The following is a 20,292-nucleotide window of genomic DNA, read 5'->3' as shown; positions in this document are numbered from 1 at the left end:
ATAAGCCAAACTCTCCAAAAATTTTCCCCGAGATACCAGTAACCGTTACCACATTCGCGATGCGGTATCACTACGATGGACACAGTAGAATTTTGCAATCGCTAGCGCGCTCCCCGTAGACACAACTTCAGAAAGGGCACCATGGCTCAGGCTGTCGGTTTTAACCGCGAGAAGTACATCGAAATGCAATCCGCTCACATTAAGAAACGGCGCGCAGACATCGCAGGTGAAGGCGGCAAGCTCTATCTCGAAATGGGAGGAAAGCTATTTGATGACATGCATGCCTCGCGTGTCCTCCCCGGCTTCACACCTGACAATAAAATCGCTATGCTCGATCGCCTCAAGGACGATTTGGAAATCATGGTGTGCATCAATGCCAAGGATTTGGAGCGTCACAAGGTCCGCGCTGACCTCGACATCACCTACGAAGATGATGTGCTACGCCTCGTCGATGTCTTTCGTGAACGCGGGTTTGTAGTCGGCAGCGTCGTCGTCACGCAGCTTTCCGACGACAACACCTTGGCGAACAATTTCATCGCGCGCCTGCAACGACTCGGATTGAACGTAATCCGCCATCGCACTATCGAGGGCTATCCGACGAATACCGAGAAGATTGTCAGCGAGACTGGCTTTGGAATCAACGAGTGGGCGCAGACGACACGGGACTTGGTCGTCGTCACAGCGCCGGGCCCAGGATCCGGAAAACTGGCGACCTGCCTATCGCAGATTTACCACGACCACAAACACGGGATTCGTTCCGGTTACGCGAAGTTTGAGACCTTCCCTATCTGGAACCTGGCGCTCGAACACCCGGTAAATCTGGCCTACGAGGCGGCAACGGCTGATCTCGATGACATCAATCTCATCGACCCTTTTCATTTGGCCGCCTATGACACCAAGGTCACCAGCTATAACCGCGATGTCGAGGTCTTCCCACTGCTGCGCACTCTGTTGGAGAAGCTCGCGGGCGAGTCACCGTACAAGTCACCGACCGACATGGGCGTCAATATGGCCGGTTACTGTATCGACAATGACGAAGTGTGCCGAGAGGCATCCAACCAGGAAATCGTTCGCCGTTACTACAAGGCTCTTGTCGACGAACATAAGAACAGTGCAGATGACGAAGTGTCGCAGCGCATTGCCATGATTATGAGCAAGGCCAACGTGTCGACAGCTGCCCGCCGAGTCGTAGCACCAGCTCTTGAAGTTGAGAAATCTACCGGGGCACCGGGCAGCGCAATCGAATTGCACGACGGCACAATCATCACTGGCAAGACCTCTGAACTGCTCGGATGCTCAGCAGCAATGCTCCTCAACGCTCTCAAGAAGCTCGCCAATATCGACCCGGACTTGCACTTGCTCTCCCCTGCTGCGATTGAGCCAATTCAAACGCTTAAGACGCATCACCTGGGCAGCCGCAACCCCCGCTTGCATACCGACGAGGTCCTCATCGCCCTTTCCGTGTCGGCGGCCACCAGCGACGATGCCCGCGCAGCCCTCGCCGAACTGAAGAACCTTCGAAACTGCGATGTCCACACCACCACCATTCTGGGCAGCGTGGACGAAACAATTTTCCGTAACCTCGGTGTCCTAGTTACTTCGGAGCCCAAGTACCAGAAGAAGGCTCTCTATCAGAAGCACTAAACCAGACCAGCAGCTCACGCCGAAAATAGGATAACTGGGAGAGCAGACTAGAATAGTCCCCGTGAGCATCAGCAAGATTCTTCTGTACTACCAGTTCGCCCCGCTGTCCGATCCGCGTGCCATCATGTTGTGGCAGCGCGATCTTTGCGAGTCGTTAGGGCTCAAGGGCCGCATTCTGGTGTCTGAGCACGGCATCAATGGCACCGTCGGCGGTGATCTCGATGCCTGTAAGAAGTACATCAAGAAAACCAAGCAGTACCCCGCTTTTCACTCCATGCAGTTCAAATGGAGCGAAGGCGGCGCTGATGATTTTCCAAAACTCTCCGTCAAGGTCCGCGACGAAATTGTCGCTTTCGGCGCTCCCGGTGAGCTAAAAGTCGATACCGATGGTGTCATTGGCGGCGGCACACATTTGAAGCCAGAAGAGGTCAATAAACTGGTCGAAGAACGCGGCGACGATGTCATCTTCTTCGATGGCCGCAACGCAATGGAAGCCGAGATTGGCAAGTTTAAAAACGCCGTCGTCCCGGACGTAAAGACCACGCACGACTTCATCGACGAACTGGAATCCGGCAAGTACGACTGGATGAAGGACAAGCCCGTTATCTCCTACTGCACCGGCGGTATCCGCTGCGAAATCCTCTCCGCGCTTATGAAGAACCGCGGTTTCGAGGAGGTCTACCAAATCGACGGCGGTATTGTCCGCTATGGCGAAAAGTTTGGCAATAAGGGTCTGTGGGAAGGCTCTCTCTATGTCTTCGACAAGCGCATGCATATGGAGTTTGGCGATGGCATCGAGGACGAGGACTACGTACAGCTCGGGCACTGCGTCCACTGCGGCAAGCCCACGAACACCTTCCAGAACTGCATCAACGAAGATACCTGCCGTCGTCAGGTGCTTATCTGCGATGACTGCTGGGAGCACACCGAGACACAGCACTGTGGGCGCGAGGACTGCAAGGAAGTTGCCGAGGGGCTAGCAGCTGCGAACTAGGGCGCTCCGAGCTGCCATCGGACTATCTCAAGCGCCTCTCAATCAGCACAGATGTGGGTTGTCTGCCAAGACACAGCTAATCTAGTAGGCAACCATGACTACTCCTAGCCGTTCTGATAAACCAGCTCCACGTGCCCAGTCGGGAAACCACCACTCCGGCCACCGCAATTCCGCCAAGCCGCAGCGCTCTGGCAAGCCTGCTAAGGACACGCGCAAAAAAGAGCTCTACCAGCTCGCTGATCAATTGCCGATTCGGGAAGCCCAGTCCTTCCGGCGCCGGCTAAAGCGAGCATCCGCGCCGAAGGCGCTGTCTGCAATCTCTGCAGACCTAAACTTTGCGCTGGAGCGGTTAGAAGATCGTCGTAAAGCGATTCCTCGCATCACCTACCCTGCCCAGTTGCCGGTGTCCGCGCGCCGCGACGACATTGCAGAGGCAATTGAAAATAATCAAGTCGTCATTATCGCTGGTGAGACCGGCTCTGGTAAGACTACGCAGATCCCGAAGATATGCCTCGAACTGGGTCGCGGCGTGCGGGGCAAGATTGGTCACACTCAGCCACGTCGTATTGCGGCGCGTTCCGTAGCGGAGCGCATCGCCCATGAGCTGGGCGAAAAGATTGGACAGCATGTCGGTTATGCCGTGCGTTTTGATGACCGCGTGGGCAAGGATACCTGTATCAAACTGATGACCGACGGTATCCTGCTGGCCGAAATTGGCCGCGACCGGCTGCTCCGTGAATACGACACCATCATCATCGATGAGGCGCACGAACGCAGCCTCAACATCGACTTCCTGCTGGGATATTTAAAGCATATTCTGCCGCAGCGCCCAGATCTGAAGATTATTATCACTTCGGCGACGATTGACCCCGAGCGGTTCGCTCGTCATTTCGCGCCTGACGACGAGCATTCTGCGCCCATCATCGAGGTGTCAGGGCGCACCTACCCGGTGGAAATCCGCTATCGCCCGCTGGTGCGGAATGTTGTTGCGAAGAATGGGCAGGAAAAGGAAGTCGCCATTGAGCAGATCGATGGTGTTATCGCTGCGTGTGAAGAGCTGATGCGGCTTGGTGACGGCGATATCCTGGTGTTCTTTTCGGGTGAGCGAGAGATCCGAGAAGCTGCCGAAGCCATCGAGGGCAAGCATTGGAAGGGTGTAGAAGCCGTTCCACTATTCGGTCGGCTATCTAATGCAGAGCAGCATCGGATCTTCACTCCGCATTCTGGGCGTCGCATTGTGCTGGCGACCAACATTGCGGAAACGTCGCTGACAGTACCGGGTATCGAGTACGTCGTCGATACTGGCACAGCACGCATTTCGCGCTACTCCACCCGGACAAAAGTTCAGCGCCTGCCGGTTGAGGACATCAGCCAGGCATCCGCGAATCAGCGCTCCGGACGCTGTGGTCGTGTGGCTGATGGTGTGGCGATTCGTCTCTACAGCGAAGAGGATTTTCTCTCTCGCCCCGAGTTTACGGATCCGGAGATTCTGCGCACCAATCTCGCTTCGGTTGTACTGCAAATGATTTCGCTGCGGCTTGGCGCGATTGAGGAATTCCCCTTTGTCCAGCCACCAGAGCACAAGGCAGTCCGCGATGGCATAAACCTGCTCACGGAGCTTCAGGCTATTACCACCAAATCGGGGTCTGGAGGAGGACGTGAATCAGGCTCTGGCCCCAACTCCGGCGTCCCCGAGCTGACGGACATTGGCCGACAGATTGCGCGGATCCCAGTTGACCCGCGTCTTGCCCGCATGCTGGTTGAAGGGTACGAGAACACCACTCTTGGGGCGGTAACCGTCATTGTCGCCGCGTTGTCTCTGCAGGATGTCCGCGAACGTCCGCTGGAGTTCCAGGCTCAGGCAGATCAGCTACATGCCCGTTTTAAGGACACCACCAGCGACTTCAACTCCCTGCTAAAGCTCTGGGAGTATCTGGAGGAAAAGCGCCGCGAGCTCAGCGGTAACCAGTTCCGCAAGATGTGCAAACGCGAGTACCTCCACTATCTGCGTGTTCGCGAATGGCAGGATTTGGTGCGTCAGCTTCATCAGGCAACTGCTGAGCTGGGCTGGAGCCTGTCGGCGCGCAGCTCAACTAGTGGCGTTGACAATCCCGATGAGGTTGCCAAGTCTCTGCTCCCGGGACTGTTGTCCATGATTGGCACTCGTGAGGGCGAAGGTAAGGAGTTCACCGGCACTCGGAATACTAAGTTCCTCATTCACCCCTCGTCCGCGTTGGCAAAGAAGCCGCCTCGCTGGGTGATGGCTGCGGAAATCGTCGAAACCTCGCGCACTTTTGCGCGCAACGTGGGCACGATTCAGCCGCAGTGGGTAGAGAAGGTAGCCCCTCATCTGCTCAAGCACCAGTACTCAGAGCCTCACTGGTCGACTAAGCGCGGTGCAGCGATGGCTTACCAGAAGTCGACGCTCTACGGCGTGCCTGTGGTGGTTGATCGCCTGGTGCCATATCACCGAGTCGATGCCGACGCCGCCCGCTCGATCTTCATTCGCTCTGCGCTTGTCGACGGCGAGTGGAACACACATCACGAGTTCTTCAAGAACAACCAGGACAAACTTGCCGAAGCCGAGAAGATCGAGGAAAAGCAGCGTTCCCGCGGCATTGTCGTCGATGACGACGTGCTCTACGCCTTCTACGACTCCAAGCTGCCCGCCTCAATCACCACGGCCGCCAATTTTGACCGCTGGTGGAAGAAAACTAAGCCCAAGCAGTCGAATCTACTGGACTTTGATCCCAATAAGCTGCTCAACCCCGAAGCCGGAGACATCGATGACAACGCCTTCCCCGAAATGTGGCAGCAAGGCTCGGTCGATTTCTCACTGTCCTATAAATTCGAACCGGGCGCCCCTGATGACGGTGTGACGCTCCGTGTCCCCGTTCCTCTCCTGGCAGGTCTGCGTGAAGATGGCTTCGACTGGCAGGTGCCAGGTCTTCGCGCTGAGCTCGCAGAAGCCTACATTCGCACTCTGCCGAAGGCACTGCGGAAGTCCGTTGTCCCTGCCCCGGATTTCGCACGCCGCGCGCTGGAGACGATGGCTCCGTACTCAGGCCGCTTCGTCGATATTTTTGCCGATGCTTTACGACGACTCGGAGGCTCGGGCATCAATGGTGCAGACTTTGCCCCCTCGAAGCTACCAGCACACTTGCGCTTTAACTACGCGGTGGTAGACCGCCATGGAAAGATTGTCGATCAGAGCCGGGATCTTGCTGCGCTTCGAGACAAGCATGCCACGACGGTCTCAACTGCTGTGTCGAAACGTTCGAAGTCTGCAGCTCGCGAAGCTGTGAAAAAGTGGACTTCAGACAACTTGGGCTCCGTCTCCGAAACGGTCAAAAGTACTGTCGACGGTCAGTCCGTCACGATGTATCCGACGCTGGTGGCCACCAAGGATGGCGTGGCCATCGAGGTCAAACCGACTAAGGCGCAGGCAGAGGCAGAGTTGGCGACCACAAATTTGACGATGTTATTGCGGGATTGCCCAGTAAACGGTGCACAAATGACTAAGGGGCTTCCACTCCAGCAACGTGTTGGCGTGGACGCATGGCCACATGGGGGCGCCGATGGGCTTGTCGAGGACTGCCGTGTCGCCGTGATTCGCGACCGTATGATGGCTGCCGGTGGCCCGGTCCGCGATCCGAAAGAATTTGACAAGCTACTCGAACACGTTCGTTCTGGGGTCGCCTCAGAGGTGCGCCAATTGGTCGTCGGCATTGCCCAGGCGATGCCCCGCTATGTCTCGGTGGTGAATCAGCTAAACAAGTGGGAAGGCGATGCCATTGACGATATGCGTCGCCAGCTGGAGTTCATGTTCCCTAAGGGCGCTGTGGCAAGACACGGTTGGAAGCACCTACGCCATTTGCCACGTTATCTCCAAGCAATGGAGATTCGACTTGACGAAATGAACCGTGACCCGGACCGTGATGCCGAACGTGAAGATGAGGTGACTGAGGCCCGCGAATACTTGGCGACAAAGCTTCAGCAGCTGCCTAAGGCACGTTCGAATTCCGCGGAGGTACGGGATATTCAGTGGCTCATCCAAGAACTGCGTGTCAGCCTTTTCGCCCAACGCTTGGGTACCGCCCAGAGCGTATCCCTAACCCGAGTAAAGAAGCGTGTGGATAAACTGCGTTAGTTCTTTTTAACCTCGCTGCCATCTACCTGCGGTCCTTTCCCCTTCCGCATGCTGGCAATCTCCTGCGCGAAATCGTCGGCGGAGGAAAAGGATTTGTACACTGAAGCGAAGCGGAGATAACCAACTTCGTCCAATTCTTTCAGCGGCTCAAGGATGGCAAGGCCGATATCGTTTGAGTCCACCCGGGGCGTGCCTTTCTCGCGGAGACTCTCCTCCACTTTTTGTGCAAGCTTCTTCAGCTGAGACTCTGATACTTCGCGCCCCTGGCACGCACGTCGAACACCCTGGATAACCTTTTCGCGGTTGAACTCCTCAGGGATTCCATCCCGTTTAACGACCATCAGCTGCGAGCGTTCAATCGTAGAAAAACGTTTGCCGCAATTCAGGCATTCCCTCCGACGACGAATCCCCATACCGTTATCTATCAACCGTGAGTCCAAGACTCGTGTCTGATCATAATGACAAAACTGGCAATACACGGTCTCCAGTCTACGTCCAACCCCAACGCCGGAAACCGGAATGATTATTGCGCGGAGTAGGAAGCGTACGTAGACGTAAAGGTGCTTTCGTCTGCCTGACTTTGTCCCTGTTCATAGACCATGCTGCCGAAAACTCCGAAAAAAGCACCAAGCCCTAGAGCCCATACCGCCATCAAACGAGTCAGGTTAGTGCCTGCGGATACATCACTACGATTGGACTGCTGCGCGCTGCTAACGGATAGAGACGGACGCCCGTAGTTGACCGAGACATGACTGGGCCGCGACCTGTCCCTCCGCATTCGTGCCGATGAAGCCCCATTGCGATTGCGCTGTGCAATACGTGCACGCTGGCCGGGCCGAACGACGTGCTGTGTGCAAGACGCACTACGTTCACCCCACACCAACGGGGCTTTCCGTGTCGTCCGAGCAGGGAGCTCGGAAACTTGAGAAAAGTCAATATCAGATGTGCTGCTAACACCTAGTGCGGTTGAAACCGTAGACATCATGTTTTCTCCCTTTCCAACGTTGACTCTCCCACCGTTGCCGGCCTGGAGAGAATAAGAGTTGTACGACCGTTTCCCGACGCTGTGGAGACTATGTCCAAGGGCGGATGCGAAGAATCCGTCTAACCCCTTTTCATCAAACGACTGTTCGAGCAACTTGTCTTGTTCGATTTATAACACCATGTTCGAACGTTGTCTACTGCTATCCGGATTTATTTTCGATTTTCGACATCAGTACCACCTCCGAGCACGGATAATGTACGTCTTTTCCAAAGAACTCAAGGACGCACGGTGTTCGATGCTCGACGATTCGAACAGTTTTGAGTTATGATTCATTCGAAAGAGTTTGAGAAGGGATGTTCCATGGCTCAAAAGAAGAAAGCGAACCCTAAAACACTCACCGATCGGCAGCGTCGCATTCTTGACGTCATTTCGGATGCCGTCGTACTTCGCGGATACCCACCGAGCATTCGAGAAATTGGGGATGCCGTGGGCTTGAATTCCACCTCGTCGGTGGCATACCAACTCAAGGAGTTGGAAAAGAAAGGCTTTCTCCGCCGCGACCCACACAAACCTCGCGCGGTAAACGTAAGGGATTCGAAGTCCTCAGCTGGCACTTTCACTCCGGTAAAGCCTGGGCCAAAGGCTACTGGCAGCACCCAAACTCCCGAGATGCCAGAGGACATGCCAGAGCCAATCTTCGTTCCTATCGTTGGACAGATTGCGGCTGGCAACCCCATTTTGGCGGAGCAGCATGTGGAAAGTCACATGGCACTTCCGATGGAAATTACGGGCTCTGGCCAGCTATACCTGCTCAAGGTCGTAGGTGATTCCATGGTTGACGCGGGCATTCTCGACGGAGACTGGGTGGTAGTCCGTTCCCAAGACGTGGTCGAACAGGGAGACTTTGTTGCAGCCCTGTTTGAAGATGAAGCAACAGTCAAGGAATGGCACGAAGACGCCGCCGGCAAGTGGCTCATGCCCCATAATCGCGCATTTGACCCACTCCCCGCGGAGCACGCCAAAATCCTCGGCAAGATTGTCAGCGTACTACGCAGCCTTTAATTTCCCACATTTTCGTTGCCCGAAACAGACATAAACGGGCATACTGGAAACAGATAGTAAAGCTGAGTTTTCTTAACAGCTAAGGAGCGGGGAATGTACGCAGAGGAACGCCGCCGGAAGATTGCGTCTTTGACCGCAGTCGAAGGGCGCGTGACGGTCGCTGATCTTGCGGAAGCTTTCGATGTCACGGCAGAGACAATTCGTCGTGACCTAGCTCAGTTGGATGCAGAGGGCGCAGTGCACCGCGTACACGGTGGCGCTGTAGCTACTCGTTCTTTTCAGACCGTTGAGTTTTCAGTTGCCGCTCGAAAGAACGCGCAGAAAGACGCAAAGCTCTCTATTGCCCGCTGTGCTGCGGATTTTCTGCCTGACTCTGGCGGTGGAATTTTTCTCGATGCCGGAACTACCACCGAGGCTCTTGCAGAGCTGATGGTCCACTCCCCTGACAACCGTCGTTGGTCGGTTGTCACAAACTCTCTTCCCAACGCCATCACACTCGCAGGATCAAACCGCATTGAGCTTCAACTCCTTGGCGGCCAAGTTCGCGTCATTACTCAGGCGGTTGCTGGCGATACAGCACTCCGCACTCTTGCGGTTATGCGAGCCGATGTCGCATTCATTGGTTCTAACGCCTTGACAATTGACCACGGTCTTTCTACTGCTGATCCACAGGAAGCTGCGGTAAAGCGCGCGATGATCACGAATGCGCGCAAAGTCATCGTTATGGCGGACTCGACGAAACTCGGCCGCGACTTCCTTGTTAGCTTTGCAGCATTAGAAGATATCGACGTCGTGATTACAGATTCCTCTGCCCCGGAACAATTCGTGAACGACCTCAGGGAGCAAGGTGTCGAGGTCGTGGTTGCTTCATGATCCTGACCTTGACCGTAAATCCGTCAATCGATCGACTTGCTCGACTCGATACGGAGCTCAAACGAGGCGGAGTATTCCGCCTACCAATGGCTGAGGACATGGCTGGCGGCAAGGGAATTAATGTGTCCAAGGCCTTGCACTACGCGGGAGAAAAGACGCTCGCGCTCTACCCGGCATCGGACTCCGGAAAATTCACGCGCCTGTTGGAAGTCTCTGACATACCCCATGAAGCCATCAACACGACTAACGAAGCCCGCGTTAACCTCACACTCGCAGAGCCAGATGGGACGACCACCAAGCTCAATTCCCCTGGCATGACATTGACGAAAGCGCACCGTAGGCGTGTCTTGGAGAAGCTTATCCACCATGCTAAACACGCCACTTGGGTAGTTTTCGCAGGTTCACTGCCCCCTGGTGTCCCCCGGGATTTTTACGTTCAATGCACCGAAGCAGTGTATTCGGTCAACCCGAATATTCGTGTTGCTATGGACACAAGCGACGGCCCACTGACTGAGGTCGTTCGCGCATTTCCAAAGGTACGACCTTTTTTGATGAAGCCAAACGCATACGAACTTGGCCAAATCATTAATCAGGACGGCGAAGAACTTGAGGCCGCTGCAGCTGAAGGGAACTATCTTCCCGTAGCGCAGGCTGCACGTGCGCTGAACGAACTTGGCGTATCCGAAGTCCTGGCCACCCTCGGCGAAGCAGGGGCAGTACTTGCAGTGAAGTCAGGAGGTTGTTTCGCTGCTACTTCACCCTCGATAGTCGCGCAGTCCACGGTCGGTGCCGGAGACTGTGCTTTGGCCGGCTACGTTATGTCCCGCGAACGCGGTGATAGCTACCAAGATGCACTAACCACCGCCGTGGCTTATGGGGCGGCGGCAACCAGTCTTCCCGGTACGACCATCCCCTATCCAGAACAGGTTCACCCCGAGTCGGGCCGGTTATGGCAGCTCGACGCTTAGCTTTTCGATGCCTAGATAAGGAGCATTAGAAAACCATGTCTTCATCGGCAGATTTCTCCGCTATTGCATCAGACCTGGCCGATGAGTCGACAGTTTTTCTTGACCTTGATATCGGTCCGCAAAAGGAAAAGATTCTAAACTACCTCATCGCTAAAGCTGTAGAGACCGGCCGCGCCACCGACAGCAACGGCATCGTCGCGGCAGCCCTCGAACGCGAAGAGAAGGCCCCGACAGGTCTGCCGGGCGGGATAGCCATCCCCCACTGCCGCCATGAGGACTGGTCGAAGCCGACCCTGATCTTTGCCCGCTTAACCAGCGCTACAGAATTCACCACACCAGATGGGCCGGCGGACCTGCTCTTTTTCATTGGTGTCCCATCTAGTAACAGCGATGTCCACGTCGATATTCTGGCCGCACTCGCAAAAGCACTTCGCGATAAGGGGTTTCGCGCAGCTCTTCGCGGTGCTGAAAGCGATGAAGAGACTGCCCGGATCATTAGCGAGCACGTCACCAAAGCGCCTCGTCGGAAAGCGAAAAAACCTCCGGCGAAGACCAATATCGTCGCCATCACGGCCTGCCCCACGGGCATCGCACACACTTATTTGGCAGCCGAAGCGCTTACTGGCGCGGCAGAAAGCATGGCTGATGTCACGCTAACTGTAGAAACTCAAGGCTCGGCAGGAATCCAGGAAGCCCCCGCAGAGGCAATTGACCGGGCCGACGTCCTAGTAATCGCAGCCGATATTGGAGTTACGGGGCTTAAGCGCTTTAGCGATAAACCACAGGTCAAAGTGCCAATTCGTAAGGCAGTCAATGATCCCACTGCGGTTATTGAACAAGCGAAAGCGGTAGCAGAACAATCACGGGTTCGCGCCTACGACCGAAAGGCGACGCAACCTAAGGATGACCACGACAAAGAGGCCGCTTCGCAAACCGGTACTGCAGGCGCAGACCCTACATCTGAGAGGGTACGAGCAACTACGAAGGTGGGGGCGCATAAATCGTCGTTACGCGGCGATAAAGCCTTCGGACACTGGGTTCGTGACGCCATTATGACCGGCGTCAGCTATATGGTGCCGTTCGTGGCCGCATCTGGGTTGTTGATTGCGCTGGGATTTCTCGTCGGCGGTCATCAGGTTGGTCTAGTAGCTGACGCCGTGACTAGGGATTTACGGCTGCCGGAGATTATCGGGCTCGATGCCCCGATTGCTGTGCCGACACAGGATCTCAGCACCGTACTAGTTGATCGTAGTGGGCTCTGGCTGTATCTCGGCTCTGCGTTTTTTGCCATTGGCAACCACGGCATGCAGGTCATTGTGGCTGTAATGAGTGCTTATATCGCCTTTGGCATGGCTGGCAGAGCCGGTATTGCACCAGGCTTCATTGGCGGTGCCATCGCGGTCACGGTTGGCGCCGGCTTCCTTGGGGGCCTGGTGACAGGCATTCTGGCGGGACTAGTTGTAGCCCTACTATTGAGGATGAAAGTCCCGGACTGGCTGCGACCGCTGATGCCGGTTGTCGTGATTCCTATGCTCGGGTCTATGGCCGTTGGGCTTACCATGTACCTGCTACTAGGGATGCCGCTGGCGTGGCTGATGACGGCTTTACAGGAGTGGCTGCAATCGTTGGATACGGCAGCTGCATTCCTGTTCGGTGGTCTTCTCGGCGCAATGATGTGCGTGGATATGGGCGGTATGGTCAACAAGGCTGCTTATCTTTTTGCCGTCGCAAACGCCGCCTCGGCAGACCCAGCATCATGGAAGATTATGGCTGCAGTGATGGCGGCGGGCATGGTACCTCCGTTGGCGACATCGTTGGCAGTTGTGCTCCGACCAAAGCTGTTCAGTTCAGCGGAGCGTCAAAACGGCAAAGCGGGCTGGGTGCTCGGTGCGGCCTTCATTTCAGAGGGAGTGATTCCCTTCGCCGCCGCAGATCCGCTACGTGTGATTCCCTCGATTGTGATTGGCGGTGCCGTCACCGGTGGCACCTCAATGGCTTTGGGTGCGGCCACACGTGTTCCGCACGGAGGTATTTTCGTGCTGTTTGCAATCGACAACCCTGTCGCATGGCTTGCTGCAATCGTCTTGGGCAGCATAGTGGCAGCAATTCTCGTTGTGGCAGCTAAAAGCCTGTGGCCGCGGCAAGTCAGCACCGATAATCAAAACCTAGAATCAGACATTTCAGCGGAAATCTAAACTCGTTTGCTAAACCCAACTGCGTACGCAGAAGTATTTCTGCAAACTTCACAAAACATGCCCCATCCAAACCTGCCGAGCGATTAAGCTCTGAACAGGTGTCGAGGAAAATCGAAAAGCAGAAAGGCAAGGTGCCGCCCCATGGCTACGCAACACGTCCACGTCGGCTCCAAGGTGGGGATTCACGCCCGCCCCGCGTCGGTAATCGCTGAGCGTGCCTCCCGATTTCAGGAAGAAATACTGATCGAACTCATTGATTCACCCGAACCCGACAACGAACCGGCTGATGCCTCCTCAACTTTGATGCTGATGGCACTCGGCGCAGGATATGGCGATGAAGTCGCCGTCACTAGTACAAACGCAGTTGCGGTGGAGAAGATTGCACAACTCATCGCCCAAGACCTGAGCGATTAGAAGCAATCAGCTTAACGACGAAACATCGTGGCAACGGTCACGGGATTTCGTCATTAAGCATTCGTGCAGGATCCTGCCCTGGACGGGTGGCCTACGAGCGGTTCTCGCCGATGCGGTTGTAGAGCCAGTTCAAAATTGGATAGCCGATAATAATGCCGACCGAACCCCAAGCAATGCCCTCCAGTGTCAGCGAACCGATGTCGAGGGTGAGATTGCCGATACCCGCAATCAGCGCAGTGGCGGCAGCGGTGAGATTGACCGGGTTGTTGAAGTCGACCTTTTCGTCCATCCAGATGCGCACACCGAGCAGACCGATCAGGCCGTAGAGCACCATCGTTGCCCCACCGAGCACGCCGGTAGGAATGGTCAAGATAAGTGCGCCGAACTTTGGAATGAAAGCCAGTGCAATGGCGGTGAAAGCTGCCACCCAGTAAGCGGCGGTCGAATAGACACGGGTAGCGGCCATAACCCCGATATTTTCAGCGTAGGTAGTGGTACCAGAACCACCAGCTGAACCGGCGATGGTGGTGGCTAGACCGTCTGCAATAAGAGCATCGCCAGCGATGTCATCGAGGTTTCGGCCGGTCATGGCAGCAACAGCCTTGACGTGACCGACATTCTCTGCGATGAGTACTACGATGACGGGCAGACCAATCAGCATCGCATTGAAGTGGAACTCCGGCGCGTGGAATGCGGGCAGACCGATCCAGGCGGCATTGCCGACGGTTTCTGTAGCCTCGGGCGAGAGATTTCCGGTGGCAGCGGCGAAGACCCAGCCGATTAGTACGCCGATAAGGACACCCAGACGGCTGACCATACCGCGGCCAGCGACGGTTGTGAAGACAATGGATGCCATCGTGACAAATGCGACCAACGGCTGAGTGGCGAAGTTCTCCGTGGCAGCAGGCGCCAGGTTAAGTCCGATGAGAGCGACGATGCTTCCTGTTACTACAGGTGGCATGATCATATCGAGGACACGCTTGCCGGCGAGCTTTACAACGCAGCCAACGAGCATGAGCGCGATGCCGGCGCAAAGTACGACACCGAGCTGAACACCAATACCCTGCGCCTGTGTCGCGGTCAGTGGCGCGATGAAGGCAAACGACGAGCCCAGGTAAGAGGGCAGGCGATTTCGGGTGATCAGCAGGAAGACGATCGTGCCGATACCCGAGAACAACAGTGTGGTGTTGACCGGAAAACCGGTCAACAGCGGCACCAAGAGAGTTGCACCGAACATGGCAATGACGTGCTGTGCGCCGATGCCAATCGTGCGAGGCCAATCGAGGCGTTCGTTGGGAGCCACCACGGCTCCCGGTGCAATCTTTCGACCGTCACCGTGAAGATCCCAACCGAAAAGACGGCCACGTTCGGCGTTTTCAGCAGGCGGATTTGCGGAGGTTCCCTGTTGAGTCTCCGCGTCAGAAGTAGAATTCATGGTTGTAATGCTAGTGGATGCCTACCGCAGATCACGCCACGGATACCGCCTTAAATCCAGGACTGCCGGAGCTCTTTTTCCGCTCGCCCTATTCCGACTAGGAGTCGTTGCTACTATCCTCATCCGCATCCGCCGTGAAGTCAGTATCTGCTGCAGGTTCGATGTGGTATGCCGACAGTTCATCTGCGAGGCTAGTGGGCAAACGCACATCCATCTGGGTGCCTTGCTCCGTCCATGTCTCCGACAGCACGGTCGCGTCTTCGTGGAGCATGGAGACAATATTGCCCTTGTCATAGGGGATCAACATGTGAACGTGAGACTCCAGCTCATTGAGAGCAAGCTCGAGTCGGGTCTCCAGTTCACCGATCCCCTCACCCGTTCGCGCAGAGACAAAGACGGCATCATCGAGCTGGTGGCGCAGTTGTGCCAGGGTGATGCCATCGGCCTTGTCCACCTTGTTGACTACCAACAGCTCGGGCGGAATCTCGGCCTTTTCTTCCTCCGCGATTTCGTTGATGACTTTATTGACAGCCTTAATCTGCTCCAGCGGGAATGGGTCAGAGGAGTCTACGACGTGCATGATGACGTCAGCTTCGAGTACCTCTTCCAAGGTCGAGCGAAAAGCTTCAATGAGCTGCGTCGGCAAGTGGCGAACAAATCCGACCGTATCGGTCATAATCACCGTGCGACCGTCGCGAAGCTTGGTGCGACGAGTCGTCGGATCCAGCGTTGCAAACAGCGCATCTTCCACCAGCACACCGGCGCCTGTCAATGCGTTGAGCAACGAAGACTTACCCGCGTTGGTGTAGCCGACAATTGCCACGCGCGGCAGGTGCCCAGCCTTACGACGTGCGCGCTTAATCTCACGCGCGGTCTTCATTCCAGCCAATTCCTTGCGAATCCGCGCCATATCTTGGCGTAGTCGCTGACGATCGGTTTCGATCTTAGTTTCACCCGGACCACGCAGACCCACGCCGCCGTTGGAGCCCGCGCGACCACCAGCCTGACGCGACAGGTTGCCACCCCAGCCGCGCAGACGCGTGTACAGGTACTGCATCTGCGCCAGCGAGACCTGCGCCTTGCCCTCCTTGGACTTCGCGTGCTGAGCGAAGATATCCAGAATCAGCATGGTGCGGTCAATTACCTTGGCGTCAAGCCGGTCCTCCAGCGCAATCAATTGGCCAGGAGACAACTCACCGTCGCAAATAACTGTATCTGCGCCGGTAGAGGCGACGATATCGCGAAGCTCGTTAAGCTTGCCGGATCCCACGTAAGTACCAGGGTCCGGCTTATCGCGGCGCTGTAGCACTATTTCTAAAACTTCCGAACCTGCCGTCTCTGCCAATGCGGCGAGCTCATCCATCGCCACTTCTGCCTCCTGCAGGGTTCCGGATGTCCAGACACCGAGCAGCACAACGCGTTCCAGTCGGAGCTGACGGTACTCAACCATCACCTCTTCAGACTCAGTATGTGCTACTGACCTGGTCAACCGGCGCAGAGAGGAACGCGCCTCCAGATCCAAATCACCGACCGTAGGTTCCCTTTGCGTGCCGACGTTCGTTGCGAACGCATCCCCGGAGGCACTATCGGCGTTTTCGCCAGCATCATTAGCGTCGATGAAAAAATCATCCATCTCGTGCGAGGTGCTAGCTTGCTGCGACATTTCGTCGCTGACCTCATCAAAGTTGTTGGAAAAATTCGTCATACTAGCTGCTATTGTCGCATGACAAGCCAAATTCTCCGCATTGTGTGCGGAGAATACCGACCCGAAGCTCAAGACTTAGGCTGCAGAAGGTCGCCTGCGTGTCAGAACCAGTGCGACCGGACCACTGTTAGAACTACCGCCAGCACACGTACCACTGTCGGACATTCCACAGTTGGAACAACCTCCGCCTGGGCACATGCCGCCGAGGGATTCCCGTCGCAGATGGCCGGTGTGTTCCATGCGGTCAAGGATGAGATCTACCGTTGCACGCTGCAGGCCGGTGATTTCGCAGATCTTGCGTCGGGAGCTAATACCCTGCGCAATTGCATCCTGGACAGCTTCTGAAGGCCGACGAGTAACCGTCGTATTCTTCCTGGCTCTAAAGAGTCCCACGGCGATAGCTCCTTTCCGTATCGGGAGTCTTGTTGGACCTGATTTCTAGTTGGAAAATGTTCCTAGTAGCTTTGCCGAAGCTACTAGGAATCTACGAGGCTTTACAGGAACAGCTTCAACCCTTGGAAAACAATCACGGCCAGTGCCCATGCAACGACCAGCTGCGCTAGCAAACCGAAGCCTGTCCACTTCAAGCCGATCTCGCGGCGTTGTGCCGCGAGAGTCGCCACGCACGGTGTGTAAGCCAGCAGGAAGATCATGTAGGCCCAGACTGCTGCCAATCCATGTCCATCGGATGCATTGTCAAAGTCACGTCGAATATTCTCCGCGAGCGGGCTGGAGGCCTGTTCGCTCGAATTGGAGTCGGTGACGTCCTCCACTGCATAGGTCTGTGCCCAGGTCGAAATGACGGCTTCCTTGGCCACAAAGCCCGTCACCAACGGACCTGTCAGAGACCATGTGCCGAAACCTGCCGGGTTAAAGACAGGGGCAATAGTTGCACTTACTGCACCGTATGCGGAGTCCTGCGGTGCCAAGTCTTCATCGGCAAAGGAATGCCCGGAGACAACCGGGATAGACATCAGTAGCCAAACGACGATGACGGTGCTGACGATGATTCCACTAGCGGTCTGCAGGAAGCCCTTCAGACGCATCCACATTACAGATAGTGCCAGTCGTGCGGTCGGTAGCTGATAGGTTGGCAGGTCAATGACCAGCGGTTCCGACGGCATGGTGCGCCACAGGGTCTTACGCAGTGCAAGGCCGGTCAGAACGATCAACAGAATCGAGATGACGTACATAGCGAAGACGACGGTGCCCGCGTGTTCCGGGAAGAACACCGCACCCAACATGACATAAACGGTTAGGCGCGCCGAGCACGAGGTAAACGGAACCAGTAGTGCCGTCAATATGCGGTGACGGGGATTACTCAGCACACGTGTCGCCGAAATCGCTGGCACATTACAACCAAAGCCGACAATGAGCGGAATAAATGCCTTGCCCGGAAGACCAATTGCACGCATGACACGGTCCGCCACCACGGCCGCACGCGCCATATACCCTGAATCCTCGAGCACTGCGAGGCACAGGAACATGAGTGCCATCAGCGGAACGAAGGTCAGCACCATGCCGACACCGCCAATGATGCCGTTCACAAGCAGCCCCGTGACAATCGGATGGCCCCATCCGATCGCTTCTAATCCACGGGTAACCAGGTCTGCGAAATTACCGGTAATAAGGGTTTCCAAACCGTCCTGCAACGGTGCTGCAACCGTCGTCGTGATTTGGAAGACTGCCCACATAACTGCCAGGAACACAATCGGTCCGAGCACCGGATGGAGAACCACGTTATCAATGCGGTCGGAGAAAGTCTGGCGATCTTCCACCCCGCCCGTAGATGCCGCAACCGCCGAATCAATCGCGGCGAAGCGTGCGTCGTCCAGACGTTCAATCGATTCACCATCGGCCTGGCGAATCGGTGACGACACCGAACCACATCCGTCCAGAGCCGCGGCTACCGCGTCGGCTAACCGCGCCATTCCCGCTTTACGACGGGGATCCAGCGCCACCACCGGCATCCCCATAGCTGACTGCAATGCGTCCGGATTCACGTCGATGCCCTTGGCCTTGGCCACATCGAGTTTGGTCAGAGCCAGAACGATGCGCTGGGGCTGCTCCGCCAATTCCGCGGCCATGTAGAGCCCACGCCCCAGCGCCGTGGCGTCGACAACGACAACGACGAGATCCGGGCGTTCTTCTTCCGGTTTCTCGATGAGCATCTCGCGAGTGAGCTCTTCGTCCGGGCTCATGGCATCCAATGAGTAGGCCCCCGGGAAATCGATGACATCGTACTCAGCGGTATCGGTCTTCCACGCGCCACGGCTGACCTCTACGGTCGTACCAGGCCAGTTGCCCATTTGCGCTTTCGCACCAGTCAAACTATTGAACAGTGTTGACTTACCGGAGTTCGGTGCGCCGACTACTGCGACAACAGGTGCACCATCCTTTGCTGGTGCTCCGCCGCTGCAAGCATGACAGCTCGGCGTGGATGCGAATTTTCGCGTTGAGGAATCCGTAGGTGTTGTCATTGTTAACTTCCAGGAATGTGGTGAGGAAAAGGGATGTAGAGGGAACTAACCCGCGACGGACATCTTGCGCAGCGTGCTGGCATCGATGGCGTAGCGCGTAGCGCCAGCATGGATAATTCGCCCACCGCCGCTGGTGCTCCGTCCGACAGTGACACTCATCCCAGGGCGAAGCCCCAGTTGCGAGAGTCTGCGGCACAGGCGCTCATCCACATGCGACGCTCCCAGCGTGACGGTTCCCCCCACCGGGACGTCGGCAAGCGACTGAATGTCATCCGACTGTTTTCGGGACCGCAGTCCGAGCATGAGAGACCTCGCTTATTTCAATAAGAATTGAGCTAACCAAATAGTGTTTATGGAAATGAGCTTACTCTTAGGCATGCCTAAATGGAATAAACCGGGCACACCTAAGGAAAGTTATTTATGTCACACTTAATATTTGCCTATTTAGTGAGGCGGAATTGTTAATCTCAGCCGAATAGTTGCCACGGTGTGAAGGAATGGTTTTAGGTGCCCCAGAGCACAATGTGCCCACGTGCGATTCGTTAGTTCGCAGATGAAGATATGGGAAGTATCATCGAAAAGTATGACTACTGACTTGCGAAGCATTGGCATGGACTACCCCAGCTGGCAAGACGCGATGGAAGCCGCGATTGCCAGTGACAATCTGTCGGTCATCGGCGAGGTCCGCGGTGGCCAGCTGGTCCGTTTCGAAGATTCCTCTGGTGCCCGCCTGCACATTCTGGGCGTCGAACCATTTTCTACCTACGCCGGCTTCGCGGGCAGCCCGACCGTCACTGCCCATGTATCCAGCGTGGACGATGTCTTGGCACTCGTGGAAATCGTCGAGGATGATCCCTCCTCGGATAACTTTGACAAGGTCATCGAGGTAGCCAGCTGCCTGCTGTCACAGGGGCCGATGATTGTTGATGCCGGAACACAGACTTTCGAGCATGTCGCGCTGTCAGCCCTGGCAACTGATTTCGCCCTCGACGCATCCGCCGAGGAATACGAAAAGCGCACTGGGAAAACACCGACAGCATTGGACTTCGAAGGCGCTAAGGCAATCGTCGGAGATCAGGTCGGCAAGGCATCGCCCAGCGCGACCGTGAAACTGGCTGGTGTTATCAATAACTCTCGCAAGCATGTCAATGAGCTAACCGGCAAGAAGTTCTGGGTGCTCAACCTTGCTCTGCCGACTCCTATGGACGTACTTGTCCCCGGTGGCGACGAAGCTCCCCAGCCGGGCATGGTCGTCTCCGGCACTTTCTTGCTGACGGGTGAAATTATCCCGCCGCAGGGCTGTGGTGGCGGTTGTGGCGATAGCGGCTGTGGTTGTGGCGACGGCGGCTGCGGCGGACACTAGTCCCGCTCCCCCCAACGCTTCCAC

The 20,292-nt window shown here is 56.1% G+C and carries 15 protein-coding genes; 9 read left to right on the top strand and 6 right to left on the bottom strand.

The features are described 5' to 3' along the window. Nucleotides 1–141 precede the first annotated feature (141 nt). The 3 genes from HMPREF2787_RS02145 to hrpA all read left to right on the top strand — a co-directional run bounded on the left by HMPREF2787_RS02145 (nt 142) and on the right by hrpA (nt 6,788). Complete coding sequence (locus HMPREF2787_RS02145) at nt 142–1,644, top strand: DUF1846 domain-containing protein (protein ID WP_070858244.1); 1,503 nt, start codon at nt 142–144, stop codon at nt 1,642–1,644. 61 nt (nt 1,645–1,705) lie between these two features. Continuing rightward, nucleotides 1,706–2,638 carry an oxygen-dependent tRNA uridine(34) hydroxylase TrhO gene (locus tag HMPREF2787_RS02140; RefSeq protein ID WP_070858243.1) on the top strand — a complete coding sequence of 311 codons (933 nt, stop codon included), beginning with the start codon at nt 1,706–1,708 and terminating at the stop codon, nt 2,636–2,638. A 94-nt stretch (nt 2,639–2,732) separates the two neighbouring features. Further along, nucleotides 2,733–6,788: an ATP-dependent RNA helicase HrpA gene (gene hrpA, locus HMPREF2787_RS02135; RefSeq protein ID WP_083326626.1), complete on the top strand. Its 4,056-nt coding sequence runs from the start codon at nt 2,733–2,735 to the stop codon at nt 6,786–6,788. Here hrpA and nrdR read toward each other — a convergent pair. Beyond that, a complete protein-coding gene (nrdR, locus tag HMPREF2787_RS02130; protein WP_070858242.1) occupies nt 6,785–7,267 on the bottom strand; it encodes a transcriptional regulator NrdR in 483 nt (160 codons plus the stop codon). The genes hrpA and nrdR overlap by 4 nt on opposite strands. 866 nt (nt 7,268–8,133) lie before the next feature. Here nrdR and lexA point away from each other — a divergent pair. The 5 genes from lexA to HMPREF2787_RS02105 all read left to right on the top strand — a co-directional run bounded on the left by lexA (nt 8,134) and on the right by HMPREF2787_RS02105 (nt 13,285). Next, nucleotides 8,134–8,835: a transcriptional repressor LexA gene (gene lexA, locus HMPREF2787_RS02125; protein WP_005509663.1), complete on the top strand. Its 702-nt coding sequence runs from the start codon at nt 8,134–8,136 to the stop codon at nt 8,833–8,835. A 93-nt stretch (nt 8,836–8,928) separates the two neighbouring features. Beyond that, nucleotides 8,929–9,708, top strand: coding sequence for a DeoR/GlpR family DNA-binding transcription regulator (locus HMPREF2787_RS02120; protein ID WP_016422628.1), 780 nt, complete (start codon nt 8,929–8,931; stop codon nt 9,706–9,708). Beyond that, nucleotides 9,705–10,676 (top strand): 1-phosphofructokinase family hexose kinase, encoded by a 972-nt coding sequence (locus tag HMPREF2787_RS02115; RefSeq protein WP_070858241.1) that lies wholly within the window; start codon nt 9,705–9,707, stop codon nt 10,674–10,676. The genes HMPREF2787_RS02120 and HMPREF2787_RS02115 overlap by 4 nt, the downstream gene beginning before the upstream one ends. A gap of 35 nt (nt 10,677–10,711) precedes the next feature. Further along, nucleotides 10,712–12,871 carry a PTS fructose transporter subunit IIABC gene (locus HMPREF2787_RS02110; protein WP_083326625.1) on the top strand — a complete coding sequence of 720 codons (2,160 nt, stop codon included), beginning with the start codon at nt 10,712–10,714 and terminating at the stop codon, nt 12,869–12,871. Between the two features lie 141 nt (nt 12,872–13,012). Further along, on the top strand, nt 13,013–13,285 hold the full coding sequence (locus HMPREF2787_RS02105) for an HPr family phosphocarrier protein (RefSeq protein WP_005509351.1): 273 nt from the start codon (nt 13,013–13,015) through the stop codon (nt 13,283–13,285). A gap of 91 nt (nt 13,286–13,376) precedes the next feature. Here the strand turns inward: HMPREF2787_RS02105 and HMPREF2787_RS02100 are convergent, their stop codons facing one another. The 5 genes from HMPREF2787_RS02100 to HMPREF2787_RS02085 form a co-directional block, all read right to left on the bottom strand. After that, the gene (locus HMPREF2787_RS02100) at nt 13,377–14,720 is read right to left on the bottom strand and encodes a uracil-xanthine permease family protein (protein WP_246824151.1); all 1,344 of its coding nucleotides are present in this window, start codon (nt 14,718–14,720) and stop codon (nt 13,377–13,379) included. Between the two features lie 97 nt (nt 14,721–14,817). Beyond that, complete coding sequence (gene hflX / locus HMPREF2787_RS02095; protein WP_070858240.1) at nt 14,818–16,425, bottom strand: GTPase HflX; 1,608 nt, start codon at nt 16,423–16,425, stop codon at nt 14,818–14,820. Nucleotides 16,426–16,500: 75 nt separating this feature from the next. Continuing rightward, entirely contained in the window at nt 16,501–16,818 is a 318-nt protein-coding gene (locus tag HMPREF2787_RS10980) for a FeoC-like transcriptional regulator (RefSeq protein WP_141763256.1), read from the bottom strand. Nucleotides 16,819–16,919: 101 nt separating this feature from the next. After that, nucleotides 16,920–18,905, bottom strand: a complete 1,986-nt coding sequence (gene feoB / locus HMPREF2787_RS02090; protein ID WP_070858239.1) for a ferrous iron transport protein B — start codon at nt 18,903–18,905, stop codon at nt 16,920–16,922. Between the two features lie 45 nt (nt 18,906–18,950). Then, a complete protein-coding gene (locus HMPREF2787_RS02085) occupies nt 18,951–19,208 on the bottom strand; it encodes a FeoA family protein (protein ID WP_083326624.1) in 258 nt (85 codons plus the stop codon). A 280-nt stretch (nt 19,209–19,488) separates the two neighbouring features. Between HMPREF2787_RS02085 and HMPREF2787_RS02080 the strand changes: the two genes are divergently transcribed. Further along, nucleotides 19,489–20,268: a hypothetical protein gene (locus HMPREF2787_RS02080; protein ID WP_070858238.1), complete on the top strand. Its 780-nt coding sequence runs from the start codon at nt 19,489–19,491 to the stop codon at nt 20,266–20,268. Nucleotides 20,269–20,292 lie beyond the last annotated feature (24 nt).

Origin of the sequence: Corynebacterium sp. HMSC061H03, from assembly GCF_001838215.1 — a bacterium.
Lineage (GTDB): Bacteria > Actinomycetota > Actinomycetes > Mycobacteriales > Mycobacteriaceae > Corynebacterium > Corynebacterium jeikeium_D.
The sequence above is the reverse complement of the archived record's forward strand: the minus strand, read 5'-3'. Positions and strand labels throughout refer to the sequence as shown.

Excerpts from the sequence above, each read along its gene's own strand:
- HMPREF2787_RS02145 (WP_070858244.1), top strand. The coding sequence starts at position 142 with ATGGCTCAGGCTGTCGGTTTTAACCGCGAGAAGTACATCGAAATGCAA.
- hrpA (WP_083326626.1), top strand. The coding sequence starts at position 2,733 with ATGACTACTCCTAGCCGTTCTGATAAACCAGCTCCACGTGCCCAGTCG.
- lexA (WP_005509663.1), top strand. The coding sequence starts at position 8,134 with ATGGCTCAAAAGAAGAAAGCGAACCCTAAAACACTCACCGATCGGCAG.
- HMPREF2787_RS02120 (WP_016422628.1), top strand. The coding sequence starts at position 8,929 with ATGTACGCAGAGGAACGCCGCCGGAAGATTGCGTCTTTGACCGCAGTC.
- HMPREF2787_RS02115 (WP_070858241.1), top strand. The coding sequence starts at position 9,705 with ATGATCCTGACCTTGACCGTAAATCCGTCAATCGATCGACTTGCTCGA.
- HMPREF2787_RS02110 (WP_083326625.1), top strand. The coding sequence starts at position 10,712 with ATGTCTTCATCGGCAGATTTCTCCGCTATTGCATCAGACCTGGCCGAT.
- HMPREF2787_RS02105 (WP_005509351.1), top strand. The coding sequence starts at position 13,013 with ATGGCTACGCAACACGTCCACGTCGGCTCCAAGGTGGGGATTCACGCC.
- HMPREF2787_RS02100 (WP_246824151.1), bottom strand. The coding sequence starts at position 14,720 with ATGAATTCTACTTCTGACGCGGAGACTCAACAGGGAACCTCCGCAAAT.
- hflX (WP_070858240.1), bottom strand. The coding sequence starts at position 16,425 with ATGACGAATTTTTCCAACAACTTTGATGAGGTCAGCGACGAAATGTCG.
- feoB (WP_070858239.1), bottom strand. The coding sequence starts at position 18,905 with ATGACAACACCTACGGATTCCTCAACGCGAAAATTCGCATCCACGCCG.
- HMPREF2787_RS02085 (WP_083326624.1), bottom strand. The coding sequence starts at position 19,208 with ATGCTCGGACTGCGGTCCCGAAAACAGTCGGATGACATTCAGTCGCTT.
- HMPREF2787_RS02080 (WP_070858238.1), top strand. The coding sequence starts at position 19,489 with ATGACTACTGACTTGCGAAGCATTGGCATGGACTACCCCAGCTGGCAA.